Consider the following 22,364-nt stretch of genomic DNA (forward strand, 5'->3'; position numbering starts at 1 on the left):
TTTTTGTTGTGTTAAAACAGCAAAAAAATAACTGAGATTAAAGCTTTTTTAGTCCACAAATACAACTTTAAGTTCAATTTAATATATTAATATACAATTAAATATTATACTAAACAATTTTTTTGTGAAATATTCAATCAAAAGCATATTTGTTTATTTTAATTAAAATTTTGTTAAACAAAATTTAGGATTTTAACACTTTTATCATCAAGTTTGCGGATATCAAATTAAAACAAACTAAAATGAAAACAAAATTTAATGTAATGCTCTCGCTGTTACTGGCGTTTGTAATTCAAATTTCTTTTGCACAGCAAAAGGATGTTTCAGGAACAGTTACTGATACTGACGGTATGCCCTTAATAGGCGCCACTGTTATTATTTCAGGAACTTCTTCAGGAACAACAACAGATTTTGATGGGAAATTCAGTATCAGCTCTTCAGTTGGTGATACTTTAACCATCAGTTATCTAGGTTATACCGATCAGGTTGTAGCCGTCAATGACACAAGCAGTATAGCTGTTGTCATGCAAGAAGATGACTCTCAACTTGATGAAGTTGTAGTCACAGCTCTTGGAATTTCAAGAGACAAAAAGTCTGTTGGTTATGCTTCTCAACAAATAGGTGGTGATGCAGTATCTACTGTTAAAGTAGATAACATTGCGAGCTCACTTTCTGGAAAAATTAGTGGTGTGCAAATCAAAACCAATAACAACTTTGGTGGATCTGCAAACTTTCTAATTAGAGGGGTTAGTTCTTTAACAGGAAACAACCAACCTTTATTTGTTGTCGATGGAATTCCAATATCTAACAACCTTAACAATTCAGCCCAACAAACAGGCGGTCGTAAAGGGTATGATTATGGAAATGCTGCAATGGACATCAATCCAGATGACGTAGATTCTATCAACATCTTGAAAGGTGCTGCTGCATCTGCAATTTACGGTTCACGTGGAGCCAATGGTGTTGTTATTATTACAACTAAAAAGGGAGGACAAGGGAAAACGAAAGTTACTGTAACTTCTAGTGCACAGATTGGTTCTATTGACAAAAGTACTTTTATTAAGTACCAAGATCAGTATGGAGCAGGATATGGTACGTATTACGGTTCAACAGGATATTTCGAAGACTGGGATATGACTGGCGACGGAAATGACAACTTAGTCGTACCAACTTACGATGATGCTTCTTTTGGAGCGCCTTTAGATGGTTCACTCGTTTACCAATGGGATTCTTTTGTTCCTGAACACAGAAACTTTGGAAAAGCGACTCCTTACGTTGCTGGACAAACGACTCCAGTAGATTTTTTCGAAACAGCAACTCAATTTAACAACTCTGTGAGTATCTCTGGTGGAGATGACAAAACGAGTTACAGATTAGGGTATACCAATTCTGAAATTAGTGGGTACATGCCAAATTCTAAATTAAACAAAAACAGTTTAAACTTTAGTGGAACCTTAAAAGTGAATGACAAAATCACTGTTGGTTCTTCTGCTAACTATTTAGTTCAGCAAACTGTCGGAAGAAATTCTACAGGATATGGTGATAACTTAATGGCTCAGTTTAGACAATGGTGGCAAGTAAATGTTGACCTTAAAGATCAAGAAGATATCTTTAACAAGACAGGAAAAAACTACTCTTGGAATAACGAAGGTGCACTTACAGGACCTGGTTCAGGTGGCGAACTTGTACCACATTACTGGGATAACCCTTACTGGACTCGTTACAAAAACTTCCAGTCAGATGAAAGAAATCGTTTCTTTGGAAATGTTTTTGCAACACTTGAAATTAACGACTGGTTAAGCGTAACTGCTAAAGGAGCTGTTGATACTTATAATGAATTGAGAGAAGAGCGTAGAGCTATTGGTTCTGTTGCAACTCAGTTTGGTATTTTAGGTGATGATGAAGGATCAGGATACGATAGAGTAGACATCCTTTTCTCTGAGTATAACTATGATTTAATGTTCAACGTTAACAAGCAGTTAACTGATGATTTAAGTTTAGACGGTGTATTTGGAATTAATGTTAGAAAAGAAAGCTATAGCTACTTAAGAAATTCAACTGCTGGTGGCTTGGCAATTCCTAACATCTTTGCACTTTCTAATTCTTTAAGTTCAAATCCAAAACCGATTGAAAGCTTAAGAGAAAAGCAAGTGAACGGATATTACGCTCAAGCATCTTTGGGATATAAGAACATCTTATATCTAGATCTTACAGATCGTATTGATGTATCTTCAGCACTTCCATCTGAAAATAACAGCTACAACTATTATGCTGCAAGTTCAAGTTTAATATTCTCTAAATTAGTGGATGTTGAATGGTTAAACTTTGGTAAATTAAGAGCAGGTTATGCAGAGGTAGGTAATGATTTACCAGCTGGAAACGTAAATGATACTTACTCTACTCTGAATAATTTCGGAAATGCAAGTTTGTTCTCTTATGGTTCCACAAAAAACAACGCAACTTTAAAGCCTGAAAGAACAAGGGAAATTGAAGTTGGTTTAGAAGCAAAAATGTTTAATAACAAAGTTGGGTTTGACTTATCTTGGTATAAGAAAAACACTGAAGACCAATTGATGCCTGCATCCGTAACAACTTCTACTGGGTTTTCAAACAGATGGGTAAATGCTGGAGAAATCCAAAATAAAGGTGTTGAAATTGGCGCTTATGCAACTCCATTTGAAAATGACAACTTTAGCTGGGACGTCACTGTTAACTGGGCTAAAAATGAAAGTTTAGTCGTTGATTTATATGGAGACCAAGAGAACTTACAATTAAACAGTTTTCAAGGTGGAATTTCAATCAATGCTACCGTTGGACAACCTTACGGTACGATTAGAGGAACAGGATTCAACATGCATGAAAATGGTGAAAGAATCGTAAACTCTAGTGGATACTATGAAGCAGTTGCGGATCAAATCATTGGGGATGTAAATCCTGAATGGAATGGTGGTATCACAAATACATTCAAGTATAAAGACTTCAAATTATCTTTCTTGATTGATATTCAACAAGGTGGTGATGTATACTCTTTAGACATGCACTACGGACAAGGTACTGGTTTACCAGACTTTACAACAGGAACTAACGATCTTGGAAACCCAATTAGAAACACACTCGCAAATGGTGGTGGTGTTATTCTTCCTGGTGTAACTGCAGATGGAGCTCCAAACACTACAAGAGCAAGAACAGATTATTATGGTGGAATTTGGTATTGGGGTAACTCTTCAAGAAACCCAGCTGAACTGACTGTATATGACGCATCTTACATCAAATTGAGAGAATTAACACTTAGTTATGAACTTCCAGTTAGTAAGTGGACTAAAGGATCAATTGCTAAAGGTAGCTTAACGCTAATCGGAAGAAACCTTTGGATTATTGATAAAAACGTTCCTTTTGCAGATCCAGAATCTGGTTTAGGAGCTGGAAACGCTCAAGGATACCTTTCAGGATCTTTCCCTACTCTAAGAACAGTAGGACTTAATTTAAATTTAGAATTTTAACAATATAAAAGATGAGAAAAATGAAAAATTACTTATTAAGCTTATTGTGTGTTACTGTCGTTCTTACTTCGTGTGGAGTTGACGAGAGTTTAAACATTGACCAAAAAAACCCAAGCGAAGTACCAGCTGGGGGTCTTTTCACAAATGCTTTGAAAAACCTAGGAGATCAGATGAACTCCTGTAGTGTTAATGAAAATGTCTTTAGACTATATGCACAATACTGGGCACAAACTACGTATCCAGATGAAAGCCAATACAACCAAGTAACAAGAAATATTGGTGGAAGTATGTGGACTAACATGTACAGAGATGTTCTTAAAGATTTGCAAGGTGCTAAAGAGCTTGTTTCTAATGGAGAAGCTCCAAGTCAAGCACAACTAGCAATCATTAAGTTTATGGAAGTATATGCATATTCTATTTTGGTTGACACTTTTGGTGATGTTCCTTTTACAGAAGCATTAGATCCTTTGAACCCATCTCCTAAGTATGATGATGCTGCGACTATCTATACTGCCTTAGCTTCTCACTTAGACGAAGCAATTAGTGGCTTAAGTAGTGGTGCTGGATTTGACGCAAGTCAAGACATCGCTTACGGAGGAAACGTTGCACAATGGAGACAAGCGGCTGTATCTTTAAAATTAAGAATGGCAATGCGTTTAGCGGATTCTAATCCTTCAGTATCACAAGCAATGGCAGAGGCTGCATTTTTAGCAGGACCTATCGTAGCAAATGCTGATAATTTTGGAATTAACTATTTAGCTTCAGCACCAAACACAAATCCATTATGGGTATCTCTTGTACAGAGTGGACGTAACGATTTCGTTGCAGCCAATACTTTAGTAGATTCAATGAATCCTACAAATGACCCAAGACTTGCATCTTACTTTAAAATGTACGAAGGTGCATACGTAGGTGGAGATTATGGGAATGCAAATGGAGCAGGTAGCAATTCAAATTTATCTGACTATATGAAAACACCAGATTTAAAAGGAGATTTGATTACAGCTGCTGAAGTACACTTCTTATTATCAGAAGCTGCTGCGAGAGGTTACTCTGTAGGCGGAACTGCTGAAGCATACTACAACTCTGCAATTGGAGTTTCTATGGATGAATGGGGCGTAAGTGCTACGGATACTGCTGCTTATTTAGCTTTAACAGAAGTTGCTTATGCAACAGCTGCTGGAGACTGGAAACAAAAGATTGGATCTCAGAAATGGGTTGCAATGTTTAACAATGGTTTTGAAGGATGGACTGCTTGGAGGTTATTAGACTTAGGTTTAAACGGTCCCGTAGTTGATGGAGTCACTTTGGACATTCCAACAAGATTCCTTTACCCTACTTCTGAGGCTACGTTAAACGGTTCTCAGTATGACAGTGCAGCTTCAGCTATTGGAGGTGACACAAAAACAACAAAAATATTTTGGGACGTTAATTAAGTTTAACTCTTTTTATTAGTACCTAAAGGAGTCCTCTGAATTTTAAATTCAGGTGACTCCTTTTTTTGTTAGAATCGCTACTCAGGTGTATACAACTCTTGTACCCTACTCTAACAACAATTAGAAAGCACAACTCTTCGAGTTTTCTGATTTCAAAACCCACATTTGCTGCTCGGCAGATTTATAATTTTTGTATTTATATACTTCTCAAATGTTAAAGAAGTGTTAAAATTAAGGGTATTTTTATTTTTATTAACTTATTATTAAGACTTTTGGGGTAGACTAATTCAAAACAATGAAAGAATGAAAACCAAATTTACAATGATCTTAACGCTGTTTATGGCGTTAATTGTGCAAACAACCTTTGCGCAGCAGAAAACAGTTTCCGGTACGGTTTCAGATGAAAATGGCTTGCCCCTCATAGGTGCCACCGTTGTCATCTCAGGAACCTCCTCCGGAACAACAACAGATTTTGATGGCAATTACAAGATTAATGCCAACGCAGGTGATGTGTTAATTTTTAGTTATGTAGGCTATAAAAACAAAGAGGCTACTGTAGGTGCATCTAATACGATTAGCTTGGCACTCGAACCTGACAATACCTTGGATGAGGTGATTGTGACGGCTTTGGGAATTAAACGAGAAGAGAAAGCTTTAGGGTACTCTGTTCAAAGTTTAAAAGGAGAGGCTATGACGGAAGCTAGAGAGAGTAATATCTCAAATGCATTAAGTGGTAAGATTGCTGGGGTACAAGTTACCGGAACCTCTGGTAGTGTTGGGGCTTCCTCAAGAATCGTATTGAGAGGAAACTCCTCTATTACGGGTAATAACGAACCCTTATACGTAGTAGATGGTGTTCCAATTGACAACCGTAGTTTTGGAAACGCAGGTTCTTTTGGTGGAGTAGATTTACCGAACGGAGCTGCAGACATCAACCCAGACGACATTGAATCTATAACAGTGCTTAAAGGTCCTAATGCCGCTGCACTATACGGATTAAGAGCAGGGAACGGAGTTATTGTGATTACAACAAAAAGAGGAACTGCTGGCAAGAAATTCAGTGTTTCTGTAAATAGTAATGTTACTTTTTCAAACCCATTAATACTCCCAAGCTATCAAAACTCTTATGGACAAGGTGGCGACCCGTCTTACTTTGAATATGTAAACGGTTCGAGTGGTGGTGTTGGTGATGGTGTCGATGAAAGTTGGGGTCCCCCTTTGGATATTGGTTTAGAATTCATTCAGTGGAACTCTCAACTGAACGGAGATCGCCCATTACCATGGATATCTCATCCTAATAACGTAAGAGATTTCTTAGATACTGGTTTAAACACTTCTCATAATGTCTCTTTATCAAATGAAGACTTACGATTATCTGTTGGTAAATCCGAAGAACAAGGGATGGTTCCAAATACTGAACTAAAAAAAGTAACTGTAGGTTTTAATGGGTCCTTAAAATTAGGGAAACGTTTGACAGCGAGTGTCTCTTTAAACTATTTCAATATTGACAGTGGAAACTTACCTATCTCAGGATACAACAACGAAAATCCATTTCAACAGTTTATATGGTCTGCAAGGCAAGTTGACTTCCAGCAACTTAGAGATTGGAGAAACTTTCCACTTGCCCCCGTAGGAACGGCTGCTGAAGGCACGCCTTTAAGCTGGAATCATAATTTCCAAAACAATCCATATTGGATTTTAGAAACCAACCGAAACACTTATGAAAAAGACCGTCTCGTTGGAAACATAGACCTGACTTATGAATTTACAGATTGGTTAACGTTCAGTGCCAAAATAGGGTTAGACTCATTTAATCAATTGGAAACTTCTCGACAGGCCATTGGAAGTAATAACGCTCAAAACGGAAGTTATTTTGAAGTTCAAAGACGTTTTGAAGAGCTTAATACCACTTTTTTATTAAGCATCAATAAGGCGATTTCAGACGACATTGGATTCTCGCTAAACTTAGGAACTAATAATATGGTTCGACAGTACCACGGAACATCGGGATTCCTCCCAGGATTAGAGTTACCAAACCTATACAATCTCTCTAACCTTCAAACAGGATCAACGGCCGTATTAGGTAGTACTATTAATAACCAAAAAATTAGCAGTGTGTATGCTTTTGGACAATTTTCTTATAAAGAAATGCTCTTTGTAGATTTCACTGCACGAAATGACTGGGCAAGTATCTTACCCGTCAAAAACAATTCGTTCTTTTATCCTTCTGTAGCAGGATCCGTATTATTATCTAAAATATTTGATCTTTCTGCAGCAAAAATTGACTTTTTAAAAGTAAGAGGAGGTTGGTCTGAAGTAGGGAGTACTGGGGCATTACTAGAATACAATACACGTCCTACTTTTGGATTATCAAATTCTGGTTTTGGAAACCAAGCCTTTTTGCCAAATACTCAGTTCAATCCGAATCTAGTCGCCGAAAAGGTAATAGGGATTGAATATGGATTGGATGCTAAATTGTTCGCAAACCGATTGAGATTAAGTGCGACATATTACGATCAACAAAGTGAGGATTTACTTATACCTATAGGTATACCTCCAGCAGTTGGCTTTGGAAGCTTATGGAGTAATCCTGCTTCTTTGAGCAATAAAGGGCTTGAAATACAATTAGGCGGTACCATCATAGAAAATGAAAACTTTTCTTTTGATGTAGATTTAAACTATGCTAAAAATGATAATATGATATCTTCACTTGGTATTGTAGATTCCTATCGCCTTGGAGGTCAATGGGGACTTTCATTAGAAGCACGCCCAGGACTTCCTTACGGTTCTTTAGTGGGACGCGATTTCTCACGAACGGACAATGGACAAGTTATTTACGATAATGGAATCCCTGTAATTGATCCAGCTCAAAAAGTACTTGGAAACATTGCCCCAGATTGGACTGGAGGTGCTAATTTTAGTGTCAGATATAAAAACTTAAGTTTTGCCGCCCTTGTGGATGCTAAAGTAGGTGGAGATGTCCACAGTATGACCTACGCTTGGGGTCGTTATGCAGGAACGCTCGAAGAATCGCTGGTTGGTCGTGAAACGGGTGTCGTTGGAAACGGCGTAAAATCTAATGGAAACGGCGGTTACGTACCAAACGATGTTGTTGTATCAGCTAAGGTATTTAACCAAAGTGCTTACAGTAATGATGTGGAGTCCAGTGCGATCTTTGACGCGAGCTATGTGAAACTAAGACAAGTCACTTTAGGATATACATTCCCTTCAAGTGTAACGAAAAAACTTCCTTTTGAATCTTTAAAAATATCATTAGTAGGAAGAAACTTAGCCTTACTTTATAAAGTAGCACCACACATTGACCCTGAAACAGGCTTCAGTAGTGCGAACGGAAATCAAGGACAGGAATTTGGCCAGTACCCTTCTGCCAGAACCATCGGTTTTAACATAAACTTAAAATTCTAAAAAAAAATATTATGAAAAACATAAAAATAATACTCTATGCTTTTTTAAGTTTTGTACTCACAACAAGTTGTACAGAAGATTATGAAAAGCTAAATGAAAACCCTAACAGATCATCCGAAATTCCAGGACACCTGCTATTGGGATATACGCAAAGGAATTTTGTAAACACCCTCTATACGATGCAATATGGCGGAGACATGGGGGCATGTTGGGCACAACAGTGGTCCAAAGTCCAATACAACAGTGAAGCGCGGTATATACCGAGAAGAGGAAATATTAATAACATTTGGAGGAACATCTACACCTTAACCCTTTCTGAGGCTAAAGCAATGTATGACTTGGCAGTTCTAAATGAAAACACAAACTTGCAAGGAATTGCGTTGGTCATGCAAGCAATTGGATACCAGACGCTTGCGGAGTTATACGGTCCAGTCCCATTTACAGAGGCATTAAACCTTGGAAATATTCAGCCCGCTTTTGACGACGAAAGCGTTGTTTTTGAAGGCGTCATTCAAATGCTAACCGATGCGGCAGCTCTTTTATCTAGTGGATCTGGTGATGTGGTTGCTACTTCAGATTTATTTTATGGGGGTGATACTAGCAAATGGCTGAAACTCACAAATACGTTAAAGTTTAGAGCGCTCATGCGAATTTCTTCCACAAGAAGTGTAGGAGCAGAATTACAAGCCATTGTGAATTCAGGAAATTTATTTGGTGGAAACGAAGACAATGCACAACTGTCGTACTTAGCAGTATCGCCTGATGCCAACCCCATCTGGGAAACAATTGTGGACGGCTCAAGACCAGAGTACAAAGTGAGCTCTGTGTTAGTTGATTTATTAACGAGTCTTAATGACCCTCGTTTGGCAGTATATGCTTCTCCTGCAGAGTCAGATGGCGTCATTAGAGGAAAGCCCCCAGGATTTGGTCTTCAAACACCACTTCCTAACGAAGCTTTAGGCTATACCTATGCTAACATCTCAGGATTGGGGAGTTTCTACCTAAATCCAGAACTGCCAGGTGTGGTGATGTCGTATTCTCAATTAAACTTTTTAATGGCTGAAGCGGCCAATAAAGGGTATATTTCTGGTGGCTTAGCCGCTGTAAACACTTATTACAATCAAGGAATCAGTGCTAGTTTTGAATTTAATGGCCTAAATGCAACTAACTATTTAGGACAACCTGGTTTTGCTATCACATCACAATCTGATGGTACTGCTAAAATAGCAACCCAAGAATGGATTGCTTTATTTGGTCAAGGCTTTGAAACATTGATTGAGTGGAGACGAACAAAACTCCCCGTGTTAACGCCTGCAGCTGAAGCAGACATCAATCAAATACCATCTAGATTATATTACCCAACAAATGAACCTTCTTTGAATAATGCAAATTATCAAGCGGCGTCTTCTAGTATTGGTGGTGACTTATTAACATCTTCTTTATTCTGGCAATAAAAAAATTAATCTAAAAAACATAACTATGAAAAAAATAAAATATTTAATCCTCCCATTAATTGCAGTTTTTGCTTTCACATCCTGTATAGATGATGACAATGATGAATTAACTGGTAATAGTAAAAGGGGAGGTCTTGTTAATGTGAATAATCCATTAATTAGCTACGTTGTAGGAAGTGGCAATACTTATACAGCAAATGGTGCAATTTACCAAGGAGCCGTTCAGACGACTTCAGTTGACATATATAACTCTTTTACAAACTCTGTTACAAAAGATGTAAGTAATCGAGTTTTACTAAAAACTATTGACATTCAAAATACAACCATTGGAAATACTAGTAATTTTCAAGTATCTTTTGATTATGCAGAACTCATTGCAAATATTCAATTAAATGGAGCACCTTTACCTCCTGATGATGCTGGGCTTAACATAGGTGACTTCTGGATCTTAGAATATGTTTCTAAAACTTCTGAAAATAGTTCGCACAACAATTCAAGCACTACCAAAGTAGCCGTAGGAACCAGGTATGCAGGTGTTTACAATGTAGCAGAAAGTGCCTATTGGAACTCTGGAAACTTTATTGGCGGAGACTGGAACGGAACCGACAGAATCATTGAATCCGTTAATTCATCTGTTTACAGACATGTAGGCTTAGCTTACTGGGATGATAATGAATTTTACTTCACCGTCGACAACGCTACAGGGAAAATCACAGTGTTAGATGTTGACTTAGAAGGCAATGCTCTATTACTAAATGGCTCACCAGTCATGACCTGTGAAGGTGCTGGAGGTTACGCATTTGAATCAATACCTTGTAATGCCACCACATCTGTAGCCGTCCCTGACAACACAAATAATGGTCAAGATGAATTGAATTTTACTGTTGGATACTTTAGAGGTATAGGACAAACAAGAGAATTTTTTGAGAAATTGGTTAAAAAAGTTGATTAATTAACACTAAAAATAAAAATATGAAAAATAAAATTTCAAAAATAGGTTTAGTAATATGTGCGATCCTTTTTGCTACAGCATGTAGCAAAAAAGAAAATGCGACAGATTATTCTACAAATAAATTTACGAGAACAAATGTGACTTTATCATCTACTTCACCAAACAATTTTGATGAAAGTGCAATTAACAGTAATGTCGCAAGTACCTATCAAATAACAATTACAGCAACATTAGATTCGCCGCAACCAATTGAAGCAGTTATTGATTTAGCTCAAGTTGGCGGAACTGCAGATGCTAATGATTTTGAGGCAGGAACTATTCACATTCCAATAGGTGAAACGACTGGAAGTGCAACCGTGAAAATTTTAAAAACGGGTGATATTGAAGGTGAAGAAACACTATATATTGGAGGAACATCAAAAGCTAACTTTGACGTCACACCATTTTCACACAGTGTGACCATTACAAATGACCACATCAACGACGTCCTAGATTTTACCATGGACTGGGCAGGCTCATACTCCTATAGCTTAGGAGGTGGGGCAATCGATGTAACTATAGACTATTGTTCAGCAGATTTTGACCTAATTCTATTCACTGCTGCCGGTGCTTACGTTGGCTATGTTCTTGGAACTGCTGATTGTCCTGAAGAAGATCAGTTAAGTGGTCTTGCGGATGGCAGTTACTTTCTTGTAGCAGATCTTTATGACAACCCATTTTCTGGGTTAAACACTGGGCAACCAATGCCAATTACACTAAACGTAAGTCAAGAGTATTTCCCAGACACGGAAACAGAAATTGTTTTTAATGGATACACCACAGATACTAGTAGTGGATTACAAGCAATTGCAACATTAGATGTTGTAGGAGGTTATAATTATACAATTATCCCGATACCTTAACACCACATAATATCTTAATTCCAAAACCACCCAATCGGGTGGTTTTTTTATGCCTTAAACCCAAACCTCTCAAACTACCAACTTAAAAGCAACTGCAACAGTAGAAAAGCTTAGGGCCACTCCACTCCTAACCCCACAAAACAAACGACACATCATTCCAAACCACCCAATCGGGTGGTTTTTTTATGCGCTAAATCGAAGCCACTCAAACTACCAACTTAAAAGCAACTGCAACAGTAGAAAAGCTTAGGGCCACTCCACTCCTAACCCCACAAAACAAACGACACATCATTCCAAACCATCCAATCGGGTGGATTTTTTATGCGCTAAATCGAAGCCACTCAAACTACCAACTTAAAAGCAACTGCAACTCTTCCCCACCCCCATCACAAAACAAGTAATAATAGACTCTGAGACCGTCTAAAAAGTAGAAAATCTTTCATTCTGACTTCAGAATCTCAATTAACTAAATTTCAGTTTTTTTTAGAATGTGAAACAAGCTCAGCTTGACAAAAAAAGACTCCGGACGGCCTCTTTTGATTTCAATAGAATTCTAAATGAATGTCACATAAAATAGATTGAAGTTTAGTTTACTATTTAAATAAAATAAATGAACATAACCCGCTAATATGACTATATATATCTTATAATGTTTAATTAATATTAAATATTTATAAACAAAATGTTGGATATTTGACTTATAATCGTCACTTTTGCGATGACTAATTTAAATACATAACAAAAATGAAAACAAAGTTTAGTGGAATTCTAATGCTCATGTTAGCGTTAGTTGTGCAAATTTCATTTGCACAAGAAAAGAAAGTTTCAGGAACTGTTTCTGATAATAACGGACTACCATTACCTGGTGCAACTGTTGTTATAGATGGAACTACATCTGGAGTTTCAACTGATTTTGATGGTAATTATTCTATTAACGCTAAAGTAGGTGACGTACTCGCTTATAGTTACATCGGATATGCAAACCAATCACAAACTGTTGGAGCAAGTAATACAATTAATGTAGTTTTAGCTACAGACACTAACTTAGACGAGGTAGTAGTACAAGCTTTTAGAACAACTTCTAAAGCAACTTCTAACATTGCTTCGACTACAGTAACTGCTCAAACCATTGAGTCTAGACCAAATGCTTCTTTTGTTCAAACACTACAAGGACAAGTGGCAGGTTTGAACATTACAACAGGTAATGGACAACCTGGTGGAAACAGTTTAATTAACTTAAGAGGAGTCTCCTCTATCTCTGGTAATACAGAACCATTATTTATTATTGATGGTGTACCAGTAGATGAAGACAACTTTAGAAGTTTAAATCCAAATGACATTGCTTCTCTATCCGTTCTTAAGGATGCAGGTGCAACAGCCATTTATGGTAACAGAGGTGCAAATGGTGTAATCATCATTGAAACTAAAGTTGGATCGTATGAAACTGGACTAAAAGTGACGTACAGTGGCTTAACAAGTTTCTCAAACCTACAAGGGAACGATTATGACTTAATGAACTCTAGAGAGCAACTGCAATTAGAAAAAGATTTCGGTGCTGGTTTTGGAGCCACACTTTCTGACGTTGAGTTAGAAGAGCGTGCAAGACTAGTCAACACAGACTGGTTAGATGTATTCTTTGGAACGGGACTTACAAAAAGTCACAATCTAAGTTTATCATCAGGTGGTAAAAACCTGAATTCATTTACATCGTTAGGATTTCAAGATCAAGAAGGTATTTTGAAAAGAGCAAGTACATTGAAACGTTTCAACTTTAGAAACAACATCAACGGAAAATCAAATAGTGGGAAATTCAGATACAGTACCTCTTTATCTCTCAACTACTCTGAAAGTGACGAAGCAAACAGTATTGGTTCTGGAGCTATTAACAGAAACTTTGCGATTGGTGCAAACCAAGGTGTAACGTACATCTCTCCTAGTTCTTATGTATCTGGTGAAGGAAGTAACATCCCTGTAAATTTCGCAAACACTCCTTTAATGTTATTAGACCGTTTGGAAACTTACACAAGACGTGAAGATGAAATTAAAGTCATCGCAAGTCTTAAAGCGAGCTATGACATTACAGACAATCTTACGTTCAACAGTAGATTTGGAGCAGATTTCACAGACGAACAACTGCTAAGAGTAGAAGCACCAACATCTTTTAACTCTCAGTTATTTGCTCAGACAGGAAACGTAACTCCTGGATTTTCAGTTCAAAATTCAGATCGATCTATCTTCCTAAACTTTAACAACTCGTTAAGCTACACTAATACATTTGCTGAAAAACACAGCTTAGAAGTATCTGTCTTCACAGAATACTTTAAAGCACACTGGAGAAGCTTTGGAGTTACACAAGAAGGATTTGACCCAGCAACCTTTTATCCTGGTGATGGTTCGGCTTTCGTAGATGACAATGCTGCCAATGACAACTTTGTGGATACTGCTTTTGCAAACATTCAAAATGCAGGTTTGTTCTCATACTTCGCTTATGCTGATTATGATTATGACAAAACTTATGGTGTATCTGCAACAGTTAGACGCGATGCTTCTTACAGATTTGCAGACTCGAACAAATGGGGTACATTCTGGTCCGTTTCTGGACGATGGAATGTTTCTAACGAAAGCTTCATGCAAAACTTAACTTTTGTAAACAGCCTAAAACTTAGAGCCTCTTACGGAACTGCTGGTAACCAACGTATTGTGGATTCAGGTGGAACATTCGCTCCCTTTGGAGCTGCTGATTTAACAAGAGATTTATTCGTGACTGGTGGTCAGTACGGAGGAGTCAACGGACTTTCATTTGGACAAATTGGAAACAATTTATTGAAATGGGAAACAGTAGTACAAGCAAACGTAGGAATTGACTTTTCTTTATTCAACAGACTTCGTGGAAGTTTTGATGTATATAAGAAAAATACAGAAGATTTATTCTTCCCTACACCAATCTCTCCAGCACTTAATGGAGCTCAAACATCCATTAGCGCAAACGTAGGAGAGTTACAAAACAGTGGTTTTGATTTAGAATTACACTATGACATCGTAAAAGCTTCAAAGCAAGACGGTCTTAATGTAACACTGAACCTTGTAGGAAACTATAACAAACAAGAAGTAATCAGTCTTGGTTCAGGTGGAGATATTCCTTATGGACTTAGAGTTGGTGGTGTAATTGGTGAATACTATGCTGCACCATTTGTAGGGGTGAATCCTGCAAACGGAAACTTATTGTTCGAAAACCTTAATGGAGACATTACTGAGAACTTAGTAGAAGCAGATCAAAGAGCAACAGGATTAAATATCTATCCAGATTACCAAGGTAGTTTTGGGTTTGATGCAGACTTTAAAAACTTCTTCATAACAACACAATTTAACTACGCTATTGGAGTAGATCGATATGACTTTAATTACAACGGATTTATGGATCCAACTTCAATTGGTCAATTCAGACACTCTAGAGACATCTTAAATGCATGGCAACAGCCAGGTGACATTACAAACGTACCGTCACTTAATGCAACTAACTTTGCCGATCAATCATTCTCTGATAGAGATTTAAGAGAAGCGGATTATTTAAGACTTCGTTTTATCCAGTTTGGATACAACATTCCTAAAGTCATCCTTGACAAAACAGGATTCTCATACATCCGTGCGTTTGTTGGAGGAGAAAACTTAGTAACGTTCTCAAAATGGAGAGGATTTGATGCTGAAGGTACAGGATCATCTCAAAATGGATATCCAACACCAAAGACATTTTCTATCGGACTTGAATTTGGATTTTAATAATATAACTTAAAAACATAAAAACATGAAAAATATATTTAAAATCGTTTATGCTTGTTTGATGCTATCAATCGTAAGCTGTAATGATGCCATTGAAATCGAACAACCGGGTCGATTGGGCGCAGAAAATGCCTTTCAGAGTGTTTCAGACTTAAGAGCTGGTCTATTAGGTGCTTACAATTTCTTAGATACCACTAATGAAATTGGACTCACAGCAGCAATGACGGATGAAACTTTTAAAGGAAGAGACAACGGAGGTCAGAACAATGACGAACAGAACTTTAACATTAACAGTTCTAACGGATATGCTTTTGGTATCTGGACATCTTATTATGGTGCAATCGGAATGGCAAACAGAGTGATACAAGCTGCGCCTTCTATTGATGCTACTGAAGATCAAGAAGATTATGACAACGTATTAGGTCAAGCACATGCCATTAGAGCATTTGCACATTTCCAAATACTTACTTACTTCTCACCTGACTATACAGACGATTCTGCACTTGCTGGAATTCTTGTAACAAGTCCTGCAGAAGACATATTTGAAGCGAGACCAAGAGCTACCAATGGTGAATTCTACACGGCAATCAGTGCAGATTTAGCAATGGCTACAGATTTAATCAATGCTTCTGAAGGAGTTACTTTTATGGGTGCTGATTTTGTAACTGCTTTAAAAGCAAGAATCGCTGCCTACAGAGGACAGTATGTAATGGCTGATGGCTATGCAGCATCTTTGTTAGCGGACTACTCTATTGCTGACCAAACTGAATATGCAGCAATGTTTGAAGATGCGGATTTCACAGAAGTGATTTTTAGCCTCGAAAGATCTATTGGAGATTCTTACGATGGTCAAGGTCTTTCTGGTGGTGGATGGGCTGGAAGCTTATTTGCTTTCATCGATGCCTCTGCTAGTGGAGGTCCATTTATGGAAATGAGCCGTTCCGTTTATAACATCTTAGCTGGAACAGACGATGTACGTTTAACAAGAAATTTAAACGTTGCAGAATCTACTGTAGACCCTACGTATCAAACCAACGATAACTCTATTAATGATGATGTATTATTAGTATTCAAATATCCTGGTGGAACACAGCCATTATTAAATGATCTTAAAGTATTCAGAGCTTCTGAAATGTTATTTATTAGAGCTGAAGCTGCTGCCGATGCTGGAAATCTAACTGCTGCTGCAACTTTACTGAAAGAATTAAGAGATGCACGATATGGTGCCGCTCAAGATCTTCAAGTTTTTGCAAATGAAACAGAAGCGTTTGGAGCTATTCTTGACGAAAGACGTTTAGAGCTTTTATACGAAGGTCACAGATGGGTAGATTTAAAACGTTTAGGAAACAGAGGAAACAGAGCCATCGATAGAGATGCTAAAGAATGTGAAAACTTAGCTGGATGTTCTTTACCAAACTCTGATTACAGATTTACGTTACCAATTCCTTTAAGCGAAACAACTGCTAACAGTGGAGTTGAACAAAACAGAGACTATTAATTAAAAATTATATAATTATGAAAAAATTTAGAATATTAAGTGCTCTTTTTGTCTTTGGAAGCTTCATGGCTTGCGAGCAAAACGATGCAATCATAGACAATGTGTATGACAACTCTGGACAAACTGGAGTTGGCTTTACAGCATCCTCTGCTTCTGTCGCAGTACGTCCAGAAGGTGCAACAGCAACTTTAGTTGTACAAGCAACAACAACTTCAGCAACAGCAAGAAGTTATGATGTAGTAGTAGATGCAACATCTACAGGGGCTATTGGTGATTACACAGTAGGAACTGTTACAATACCAGCAGATTCTTACGACGGAACACTCGCTGTGAGCTTTGTAGATACCAACCTTGCGGAAGGTGTCGCTTATACGTTAGTCCTAGACTTAGACTTACCAGCAGGAGTTGCTGTTGTAGGCTCTAAAACCGCTACGATTAACTATAACAAATACTTGATTTGTAACGATTTTGTATTGACAATGAATGAAGACTCTTATGCAGATGAGCGCAGTTGGGAAGTTACAGATACGGCAGGAGTCGTTGTAGAATCTGGGGATGGCTATTCTTATATATCAGGCGGCCAGCTAATTGTTGAAACCATGACCTTAGCGGATGGATGTTATACATTTACAATCTTTGATGCTTATTCTGACGGTCAGTATGATGGTGTAACTACTGGTAACTACTCTTTAGACTGTTCTATTATTAATGTTGCCAATGGCGAAGGAAACTGGGGTGGTTCAGAAGCTACAGACTTTTGTGTCAACCCGTAAACTAACTAATTAAATAAAAAAATATGAAAAATATAATAAAATCAATTAGCTTACTATTCGTCCTTGCACTAACCGTGTCTTGTGACAGCGATAGTAGTGAAGATTTGGGCTACGCAGCTCAAGAAGAAAGTGGCTGGGTTCAGTTTCTGACAACTAACGATGCTGTCATTGGAGTATTCCAAGGAGCTACAGGAACGATTGACTTAGACGTGAATATCCAGGTACCAACAACAAGTTCTGATTTGACAATCAACTATGCTTTACAAAGTGTATCTGGTGCAGATCCAAGTGCTGTGTTTTCTAACTCTGGGGCTGTAGTAGCACCTGCTGGAAAAACAAGTTATGCAGGTCCTGACAACGGAACTGGATTTGACTATTCTTACCTAAGTATGATCTCTTTAGATCTTGCAGATTTAGAAGGAACAACACTTACTGAGCCAATGGTATTTGATGTGGTACTTACAGGTACAAGCTCATCAGATGTTACAGCTGGATTAACAGGCGAAACATTCCCTGTAACTCAGAGAATTGTAATCAATCCTTCTCTAGGTGCCTTTGTAGGTACTTATTCGGTTGATGAAATATTCACTGACGGTACCAATGCCGGTTTACAATTAGCTGTTGCCTTTGGGGAAAGCTACCAAGTTGAATTATCATTGATAGAAGGAGACACAACTGCTTCCACTATGTTGATATCAAACTCAACTGGATTTGATACTTATTATTTAGAAGGAACTGTAATGACATTTTATCTAGATGGAACTTTGGATATAGATGACAGTTACAATTTGAACATTCCTTATGTAGGTGGCTTTAACTACCACTTTGTGGATACGACATCGTACGATTATACGACAGGTGTCATCACAGCAAGTGGAGATTTTGGATCACCAAATAATTTTGGTCCTTACCAAACAACATTTACAAAACAATAATTCTATTGCTTTAGTTGTAAAAAATTAAATTATAATAACAAAAAAGCCTGTGACTCTCACAGGCTTTTTTTTAATATATAAAAAAATGAAAAAATACATTTTAGTTATTATAGTACTCGTCGCTTGCTTGAATACGTCTTACGGACAAAGCAAGGAACAAATTGAGACAATTATAAGTGCAAGTTTAAAAGAAAAAAATGCAGCACTCCTCGAGAAAATAAATGAAAGCAACAACGAAAAGACAATTCGTATCGATGCCTATTTAAGTCAAAACCCAGGAAAAGAACGCAACTACTTTGTCGGAGATAAAAAATACACCATTGTGGATGTCATCAATGGAACACCCATCGCCATCACAACACATAACTCTGATGCAGCCATAGCAACAAGAGCAAATCTTTTACACAATGGAGGTGGAGCAGGTGTTGATATTGAAGGTCAAGGGATGACTGTTGGCGTCTGGGATGAAGATAATGTATTGGTGGACCATATAGAATTTGCAGGGCATTTTCCAACTGCTTCAATTCCTAGAGTCACCACACCAGATTATAGTATAAACCAAACCTATGGCGGCCATGGAACACATGTTGCTGGAACCATCGCTGCTAAAGGCGTCTGGTCAGATGCAAAAGGAATGGCGCCGAAATCCACGATTGTGTCTTACACTTGGGATACTGACGAAGCGGAAGCTTTAAATGAAGTAACAACAAATGGACTCTTGATTTCCAATCATTCTTACGGGGTACCAGCCGTAGATGCCGATGGAAATGAATACTTAGATGCCTATTATATGGGATGCTATATTGGAGCGGCCGAAGTATGGGATGAAATTCACTTTAACAACCCCTACTATTTACAAGTAGTTTCTGCAGGAAATAATGGGAACAGTCCAAATAGCAATGCGAGTACCGATGGGTATGACAAGCTCACAGGAGAAAAAAATTCAAAAAACAATTTAGTTGTTGCCAATGCGCAAGACCCTACAATGGATGGAAACTACGTATTAACTGCAATCAGTATCAATTCAAGCAGCAGTCAAGGTCCTTCGGATGACAATCGGATTAAGCCAGACATTACTGGCAATGGAACTGGATTGATATCTCCTTATAATAATGCAACAGACGCTTATGCAAATTCTACAGGAACTTCAATGGCAGCTCCTAACGTAGCGGGATCAGTACTGTTGTTACAGCAGTTCTACTCAGATTTAAACAACGGAGAATTTATGAAATCTGCAACCTTAAAAGGATTGGTATGCCACACAGCCGATGATGATTTTGTCAAAATTGGTCCAGATCCCGTATATGGGTGGGGGCTTTTGAATTGTTTAGAAGCAGCCTATGTAATAAATGATGATTTTTATAATGGCGCAAAGATTTTAGAAGGAACTTTAGTCAATGGAGATACTTACACTACAACTTTTGAAGCTGGAGCCTCCTCAGCTGTCAGCGCAACCTTATGTTGGACGGATCCCGCAGGAATTAACCAAGCAGGATCTATAAACAGTACACTGCCCGCTTTAGTGAATAATTTAGATGTATCAATTACGGGGCCCGATGGAAACATTTACTATCCATGGAGGTTAAATCCAGCAAGTCCAACAGGAAATGCTCTAAGAGATGCTGTAAATGATGTAGATACGGTTGAAAACATTGACATTGATACACCAATCGCTGGAACCTATACCCTTACAGTGAGCCACCAAGGGCTATTAACCAATGACGCACAAGATTATTCATTAATCATCTCTAGTGCTGGATTTGTGTTAAGCACAAATTCAATCACAGAAAATGTATTGAATATATGGCCAAACCCTGCTAAGGAATCACTGAACTTCAAATTTGCATCCACATCAGATGCCTCTTGTTTAGTGCAACTTGTGGACCTTCAAGGAAGAACGGTCTATACAGAAAATATGTTGGGAGGAACAGCTGTAATTAAAGGACAATTAAATACCAGCAATTACGCAAAAGGAGTTTATTTTTTAACCTTAAAACAAGGCTCTAAAAACACCTTCAAAAAAGTGGTCATTCAATAAATAATCATTTTTTACAAGTACATTTAAAAGAAGCTATCTAAAAATGATTTGTTTTGTCAATCTGAACTCGTTTCAGATTCTAAAACAAATTGGATTTCAGTTAATTGAGATTCTAAAATAAATTCAGAATGACAGATTTTCTGCTTTTTAGATAGCTTCTTTTATAGTTTATTAATTAAAAGTAATGTGTACTTTTGCGGCATGGAGAAAGAAACCAAAATATACGGCCTTCGTGCCATCATTGAAGCCGTGGAAGCTGAAAACACCATAGACAAGGTTTTTTTACAAAAAGGACTCAGTGGCGAATTGTACACAGAGTTAGAAAAACTATTGCGAAAGCAGAACATCAACTTTTCGTATGTGCCAGTTGAAAAACTAAACCGTTTGACACAGCACAACCATCAAGGGGCAGTCGCCAGCATGTCGCCCATCGCGTTTTATGATTTGGAAGAATTGATCACCGCTGTCAAAGAAACCAAAGAAAACCCATTGTTTCTCCTCCTCGATCAGCTCAGTGATGTTCGTAATTTTGGAGCCATCATCAGAACTGCCGAATGTACAGGCGTGGATGGCATCATCATTCAAAAAAGTGGCGGGGCTCCCATAAACGGAGACACCGTTAAAACAAGTGCAGGTGCCGTATTTAACATTCCCATCTGTAAAGTAGATCACATCAAAGATGCTATGTTTTATTTACAAGCCTCCGACATAAAAGTCGTTGCAGCCACCGAAAAAACAGACAACACCATTTTCGATATCGATTTTAAACAAGGATGTGCCATCATTATGGGATCTGAAGACCGAGGCATCAACCCCTCTATTTTAAAATTGGTGGACGACAAAGCAAAACTCCCTATGTACGGCAGCATCGCCTCTTTAAATGTTTCTGTAGCATGTGGTGCTTTTCTTTACGAAGCCGTCAGACAGCGTCTCTAAACGTCCTTTTCTTTGAAGTTATAATGGATTTCTAAAGAAGAATCCGCTGTGTGATTTTCTTCCGGAGTTTCTATAAAATTCCCCTCCGCATCAAACTGTTGTAAAAAAGGGTCTTGGGATTCGTCATAATCTTCATCTTCCCAAACATATTTGGGAGGTTTCGCAATAGCCGTCTTAAAAATAAGGGCAAAAATAAACCCAACCACCAATCCAGACAAATGTCCTTCCCACGACATATTTTCTTTAACAGGAAACACATACCACAACATACTGCCATATAAAAAAATGACGACAAACGAAAGTGCTGTCAAGCGGTAGTGTTTAGAAAAAATACCTTTAAAGAGCATAAAACTCATCAATACATAAATCAGTCCACTCGCTCCAATATGATAGGCAGAACTTCCAATCACCCAAGTAGAAAGTCCTGAAAATAAAATACCTAATAAAATAACCTTCCACGCAATCGGGCGGTAAAAATAAAACAAGGCTGTGGACAACACCAATAAAGGCGTAGAATTATGGTATAAATGTTCCAAGCTCCCATGGATAAAAGGACTGAAAACAACGCCTCTCAGACCTGATAATGTTCGTGGATATACCCCCAGATAATTAAACCGATACCCAAACCGAACTTCAAACCAAAACACAATCCAAATCAACAAGACAAATGCGATCGGATAGCCGATCACACCTGTAGAAAATCGAAACGGTTGTTGTGCGTTCATGGTTATAAATTT

Annotated in this window: 13 protein-coding genes; 12 read left to right on the plus strand and 1 reads right to left on the minus strand. The window is 37.9% G+C overall.

Translation table 11 applies throughout. From position 1 onward, the window contains the following. Nucleotides 1-242: 242 nt before the first annotated feature. From FORMB_RS03570 to rlmB, 12 genes are all read left to right on the plus strand, one after another. Nucleotides 243-3,500, plus strand: a complete 3,258-nt coding sequence (locus FORMB_RS03570; protein WP_069676147.1) for a SusC/RagA family TonB-linked outer membrane protein — start codon at nt 243-245, stop codon at nt 3,498-3,500. 20 nt (nt 3,501-3,520) lie between these two features. After that, the gene (locus tag FORMB_RS03575; RefSeq protein WP_069677883.1) at nt 3,521-4,936 is read left to right on the plus strand and encodes a SusD/RagB family nutrient-binding outer membrane lipoprotein; all 1,416 of its coding nucleotides are present in this window, start codon (nt 3,521-3,523) and stop codon (nt 4,934-4,936) included. 303 nt (nt 4,937-5,239) lie between these two features. Then, complete coding sequence (locus FORMB_RS03580) at nt 5,240-8,362, plus strand: SusC/RagA family TonB-linked outer membrane protein (RefSeq protein ID WP_069676148.1); 3,123 nt, start codon at nt 5,240-5,242, stop codon at nt 8,360-8,362. Nucleotides 8,363-8,373: 11 nt separating this feature from the next. Then, nucleotides 8,374-9,816: a SusD/RagB family nutrient-binding outer membrane lipoprotein gene (locus tag FORMB_RS03585; protein WP_069676149.1), complete on the plus strand. Its 1,443-nt coding sequence runs from the start codon at nt 8,374-8,376 to the stop codon at nt 9,814-9,816. Between the two features lie 25 nt (nt 9,817-9,841). Continuing rightward, nucleotides 9,842-10,768, plus strand: a complete 927-nt coding sequence (locus tag FORMB_RS03590) for a hypothetical protein (RefSeq protein WP_069676150.1) — start codon at nt 9,842-9,844, stop codon at nt 10,766-10,768. Nucleotides 10,769-10,788: 20 nt separating this feature from the next. Continuing rightward, on the plus strand, nt 10,789-11,670 hold the full coding sequence (locus FORMB_RS03595) for a hypothetical protein (protein WP_069676151.1): 882 nt from the start codon (nt 10,789-10,791) through the stop codon (nt 11,668-11,670). Nucleotides 11,671-12,414: 744 nt separating this feature from the next. Continuing rightward, nucleotides 12,415-15,447 (plus strand): SusC/RagA family TonB-linked outer membrane protein, encoded by a 3,033-nt coding sequence (locus FORMB_RS03600; protein WP_069676152.1) that lies wholly within the window; start codon nt 12,415-12,417, stop codon nt 15,445-15,447. A gap of 25 nt (nt 15,448-15,472) precedes the next feature. Next, nucleotides 15,473-16,945, plus strand: a complete 1,473-nt coding sequence (locus FORMB_RS03605; protein WP_069676153.1) for a RagB/SusD family nutrient uptake outer membrane protein — start codon at nt 15,473-15,475, stop codon at nt 16,943-16,945. 17 nt (nt 16,946-16,962) lie between these two features. Next, nucleotides 16,963-17,718, plus strand: a complete 756-nt coding sequence (locus FORMB_RS03610; protein ID WP_157498070.1) for a hypothetical protein — start codon at nt 16,963-16,965, stop codon at nt 17,716-17,718. 23 nt (nt 17,719-17,741) lie between these two features. Further along, nucleotides 17,742-18,653 carry a hypothetical protein gene (locus FORMB_RS03615; RefSeq protein WP_069676155.1) on the plus strand — a complete coding sequence of 304 codons (912 nt, stop codon included), beginning with the start codon at nt 17,742-17,744 and terminating at the stop codon, nt 18,651-18,653. Nucleotides 18,654-18,738: 85 nt separating this feature from the next. Next, a complete protein-coding gene (locus tag FORMB_RS03620) occupies nt 18,739-20,691 on the plus strand; it encodes a S8 family serine peptidase (RefSeq protein WP_069676156.1) in 1,953 nt (650 codons plus the stop codon). A gap of 201 nt (nt 20,692-20,892) precedes the next feature. Next, nucleotides 20,893-21,627: a 23S rRNA (guanosine(2251)-2'-O)-methyltransferase RlmB gene (gene rlmB, locus FORMB_RS03625; RefSeq protein ID WP_069676157.1), complete on the plus strand. Its 735-nt coding sequence runs from the start codon at nt 20,893-20,895 to the stop codon at nt 21,625-21,627. On the opposite strand, the gene FORMB_RS03630 is transcribed toward rlmB, so the two are convergent. After that, nucleotides 21,624-22,352, minus strand: coding sequence for a rhomboid family intramembrane serine protease (locus FORMB_RS03630; RefSeq protein ID WP_069676158.1), 729 nt, complete (start codon nt 22,350-22,352; stop codon nt 21,624-21,626). The two genes, rlmB and FORMB_RS03630, sit on opposite strands and share 4 nt — an antisense overlap. Nucleotides 22,353-22,364 lie beyond the last annotated feature (12 nt).

It is taken from the genome of Formosa sp. Hel1_33_131, from assembly GCF_001735745.1.
GTDB lineage: Bacteria > Bacteroidota > Bacteroidia > Flavobacteriales > Flavobacteriaceae > Hel1-33-131.

What these genes read in the sequence shown, in the direction of transcription:
- FORMB_RS03570 (WP_069676147.1), top strand. Translation starts at nt 243, where the DNA reads ATGAAAACAAAATTTAATGTAATGCTCTCGCTGTTACTGGCGTTTGTA.
- FORMB_RS03575 (WP_069677883.1), top strand. Translation starts at nt 3,521, where the DNA reads ATGAAAAATTACTTATTAAGCTTATTGTGTGTTACTGTCGTTCTTACT.
- FORMB_RS03580 (WP_069676148.1), top strand. Translation starts at nt 5,240, where the DNA reads ATGAAAACCAAATTTACAATGATCTTAACGCTGTTTATGGCGTTAATT.
- FORMB_RS03585 (WP_069676149.1), top strand. Translation starts at nt 8,374, where the DNA reads ATGAAAAACATAAAAATAATACTCTATGCTTTTTTAAGTTTTGTACTC.
- FORMB_RS03590 (WP_069676150.1), top strand. Translation starts at nt 9,842, where the DNA reads ATGAAAAAAATAAAATATTTAATCCTCCCATTAATTGCAGTTTTTGCT.
- FORMB_RS03595 (WP_069676151.1), top strand. Translation starts at nt 10,789, where the DNA reads ATGAAAAATAAAATTTCAAAAATAGGTTTAGTAATATGTGCGATCCTT.
- FORMB_RS03600 (WP_069676152.1), top strand. Translation starts at nt 12,415, where the DNA reads ATGAAAACAAAGTTTAGTGGAATTCTAATGCTCATGTTAGCGTTAGTT.
- FORMB_RS03605 (WP_069676153.1), top strand. Translation starts at nt 15,473, where the DNA reads ATGAAAAATATATTTAAAATCGTTTATGCTTGTTTGATGCTATCAATC.
- FORMB_RS03610 (WP_157498070.1), top strand. Translation starts at nt 16,963, where the DNA reads ATGAAAAAATTTAGAATATTAAGTGCTCTTTTTGTCTTTGGAAGCTTC.
- FORMB_RS03615 (WP_069676155.1), top strand. Translation starts at nt 17,742, where the DNA reads ATGAAAAATATAATAAAATCAATTAGCTTACTATTCGTCCTTGCACTA.
- FORMB_RS03620 (WP_069676156.1), top strand. Translation starts at nt 18,739, where the DNA reads ATGAAAAAATACATTTTAGTTATTATAGTACTCGTCGCTTGCTTGAAT.
- rlmB (WP_069676157.1), top strand. Translation starts at nt 20,893, where the DNA reads ATGGAGAAAGAAACCAAAATATACGGCCTTCGTGCCATCATTGAAGCC.
- FORMB_RS03630 (WP_069676158.1), bottom strand. Translation starts at nt 22,352, where the DNA reads ATGAACGCACAACAACCGTTTCGATTTTCTACAGGTGTGATCGGCTAT.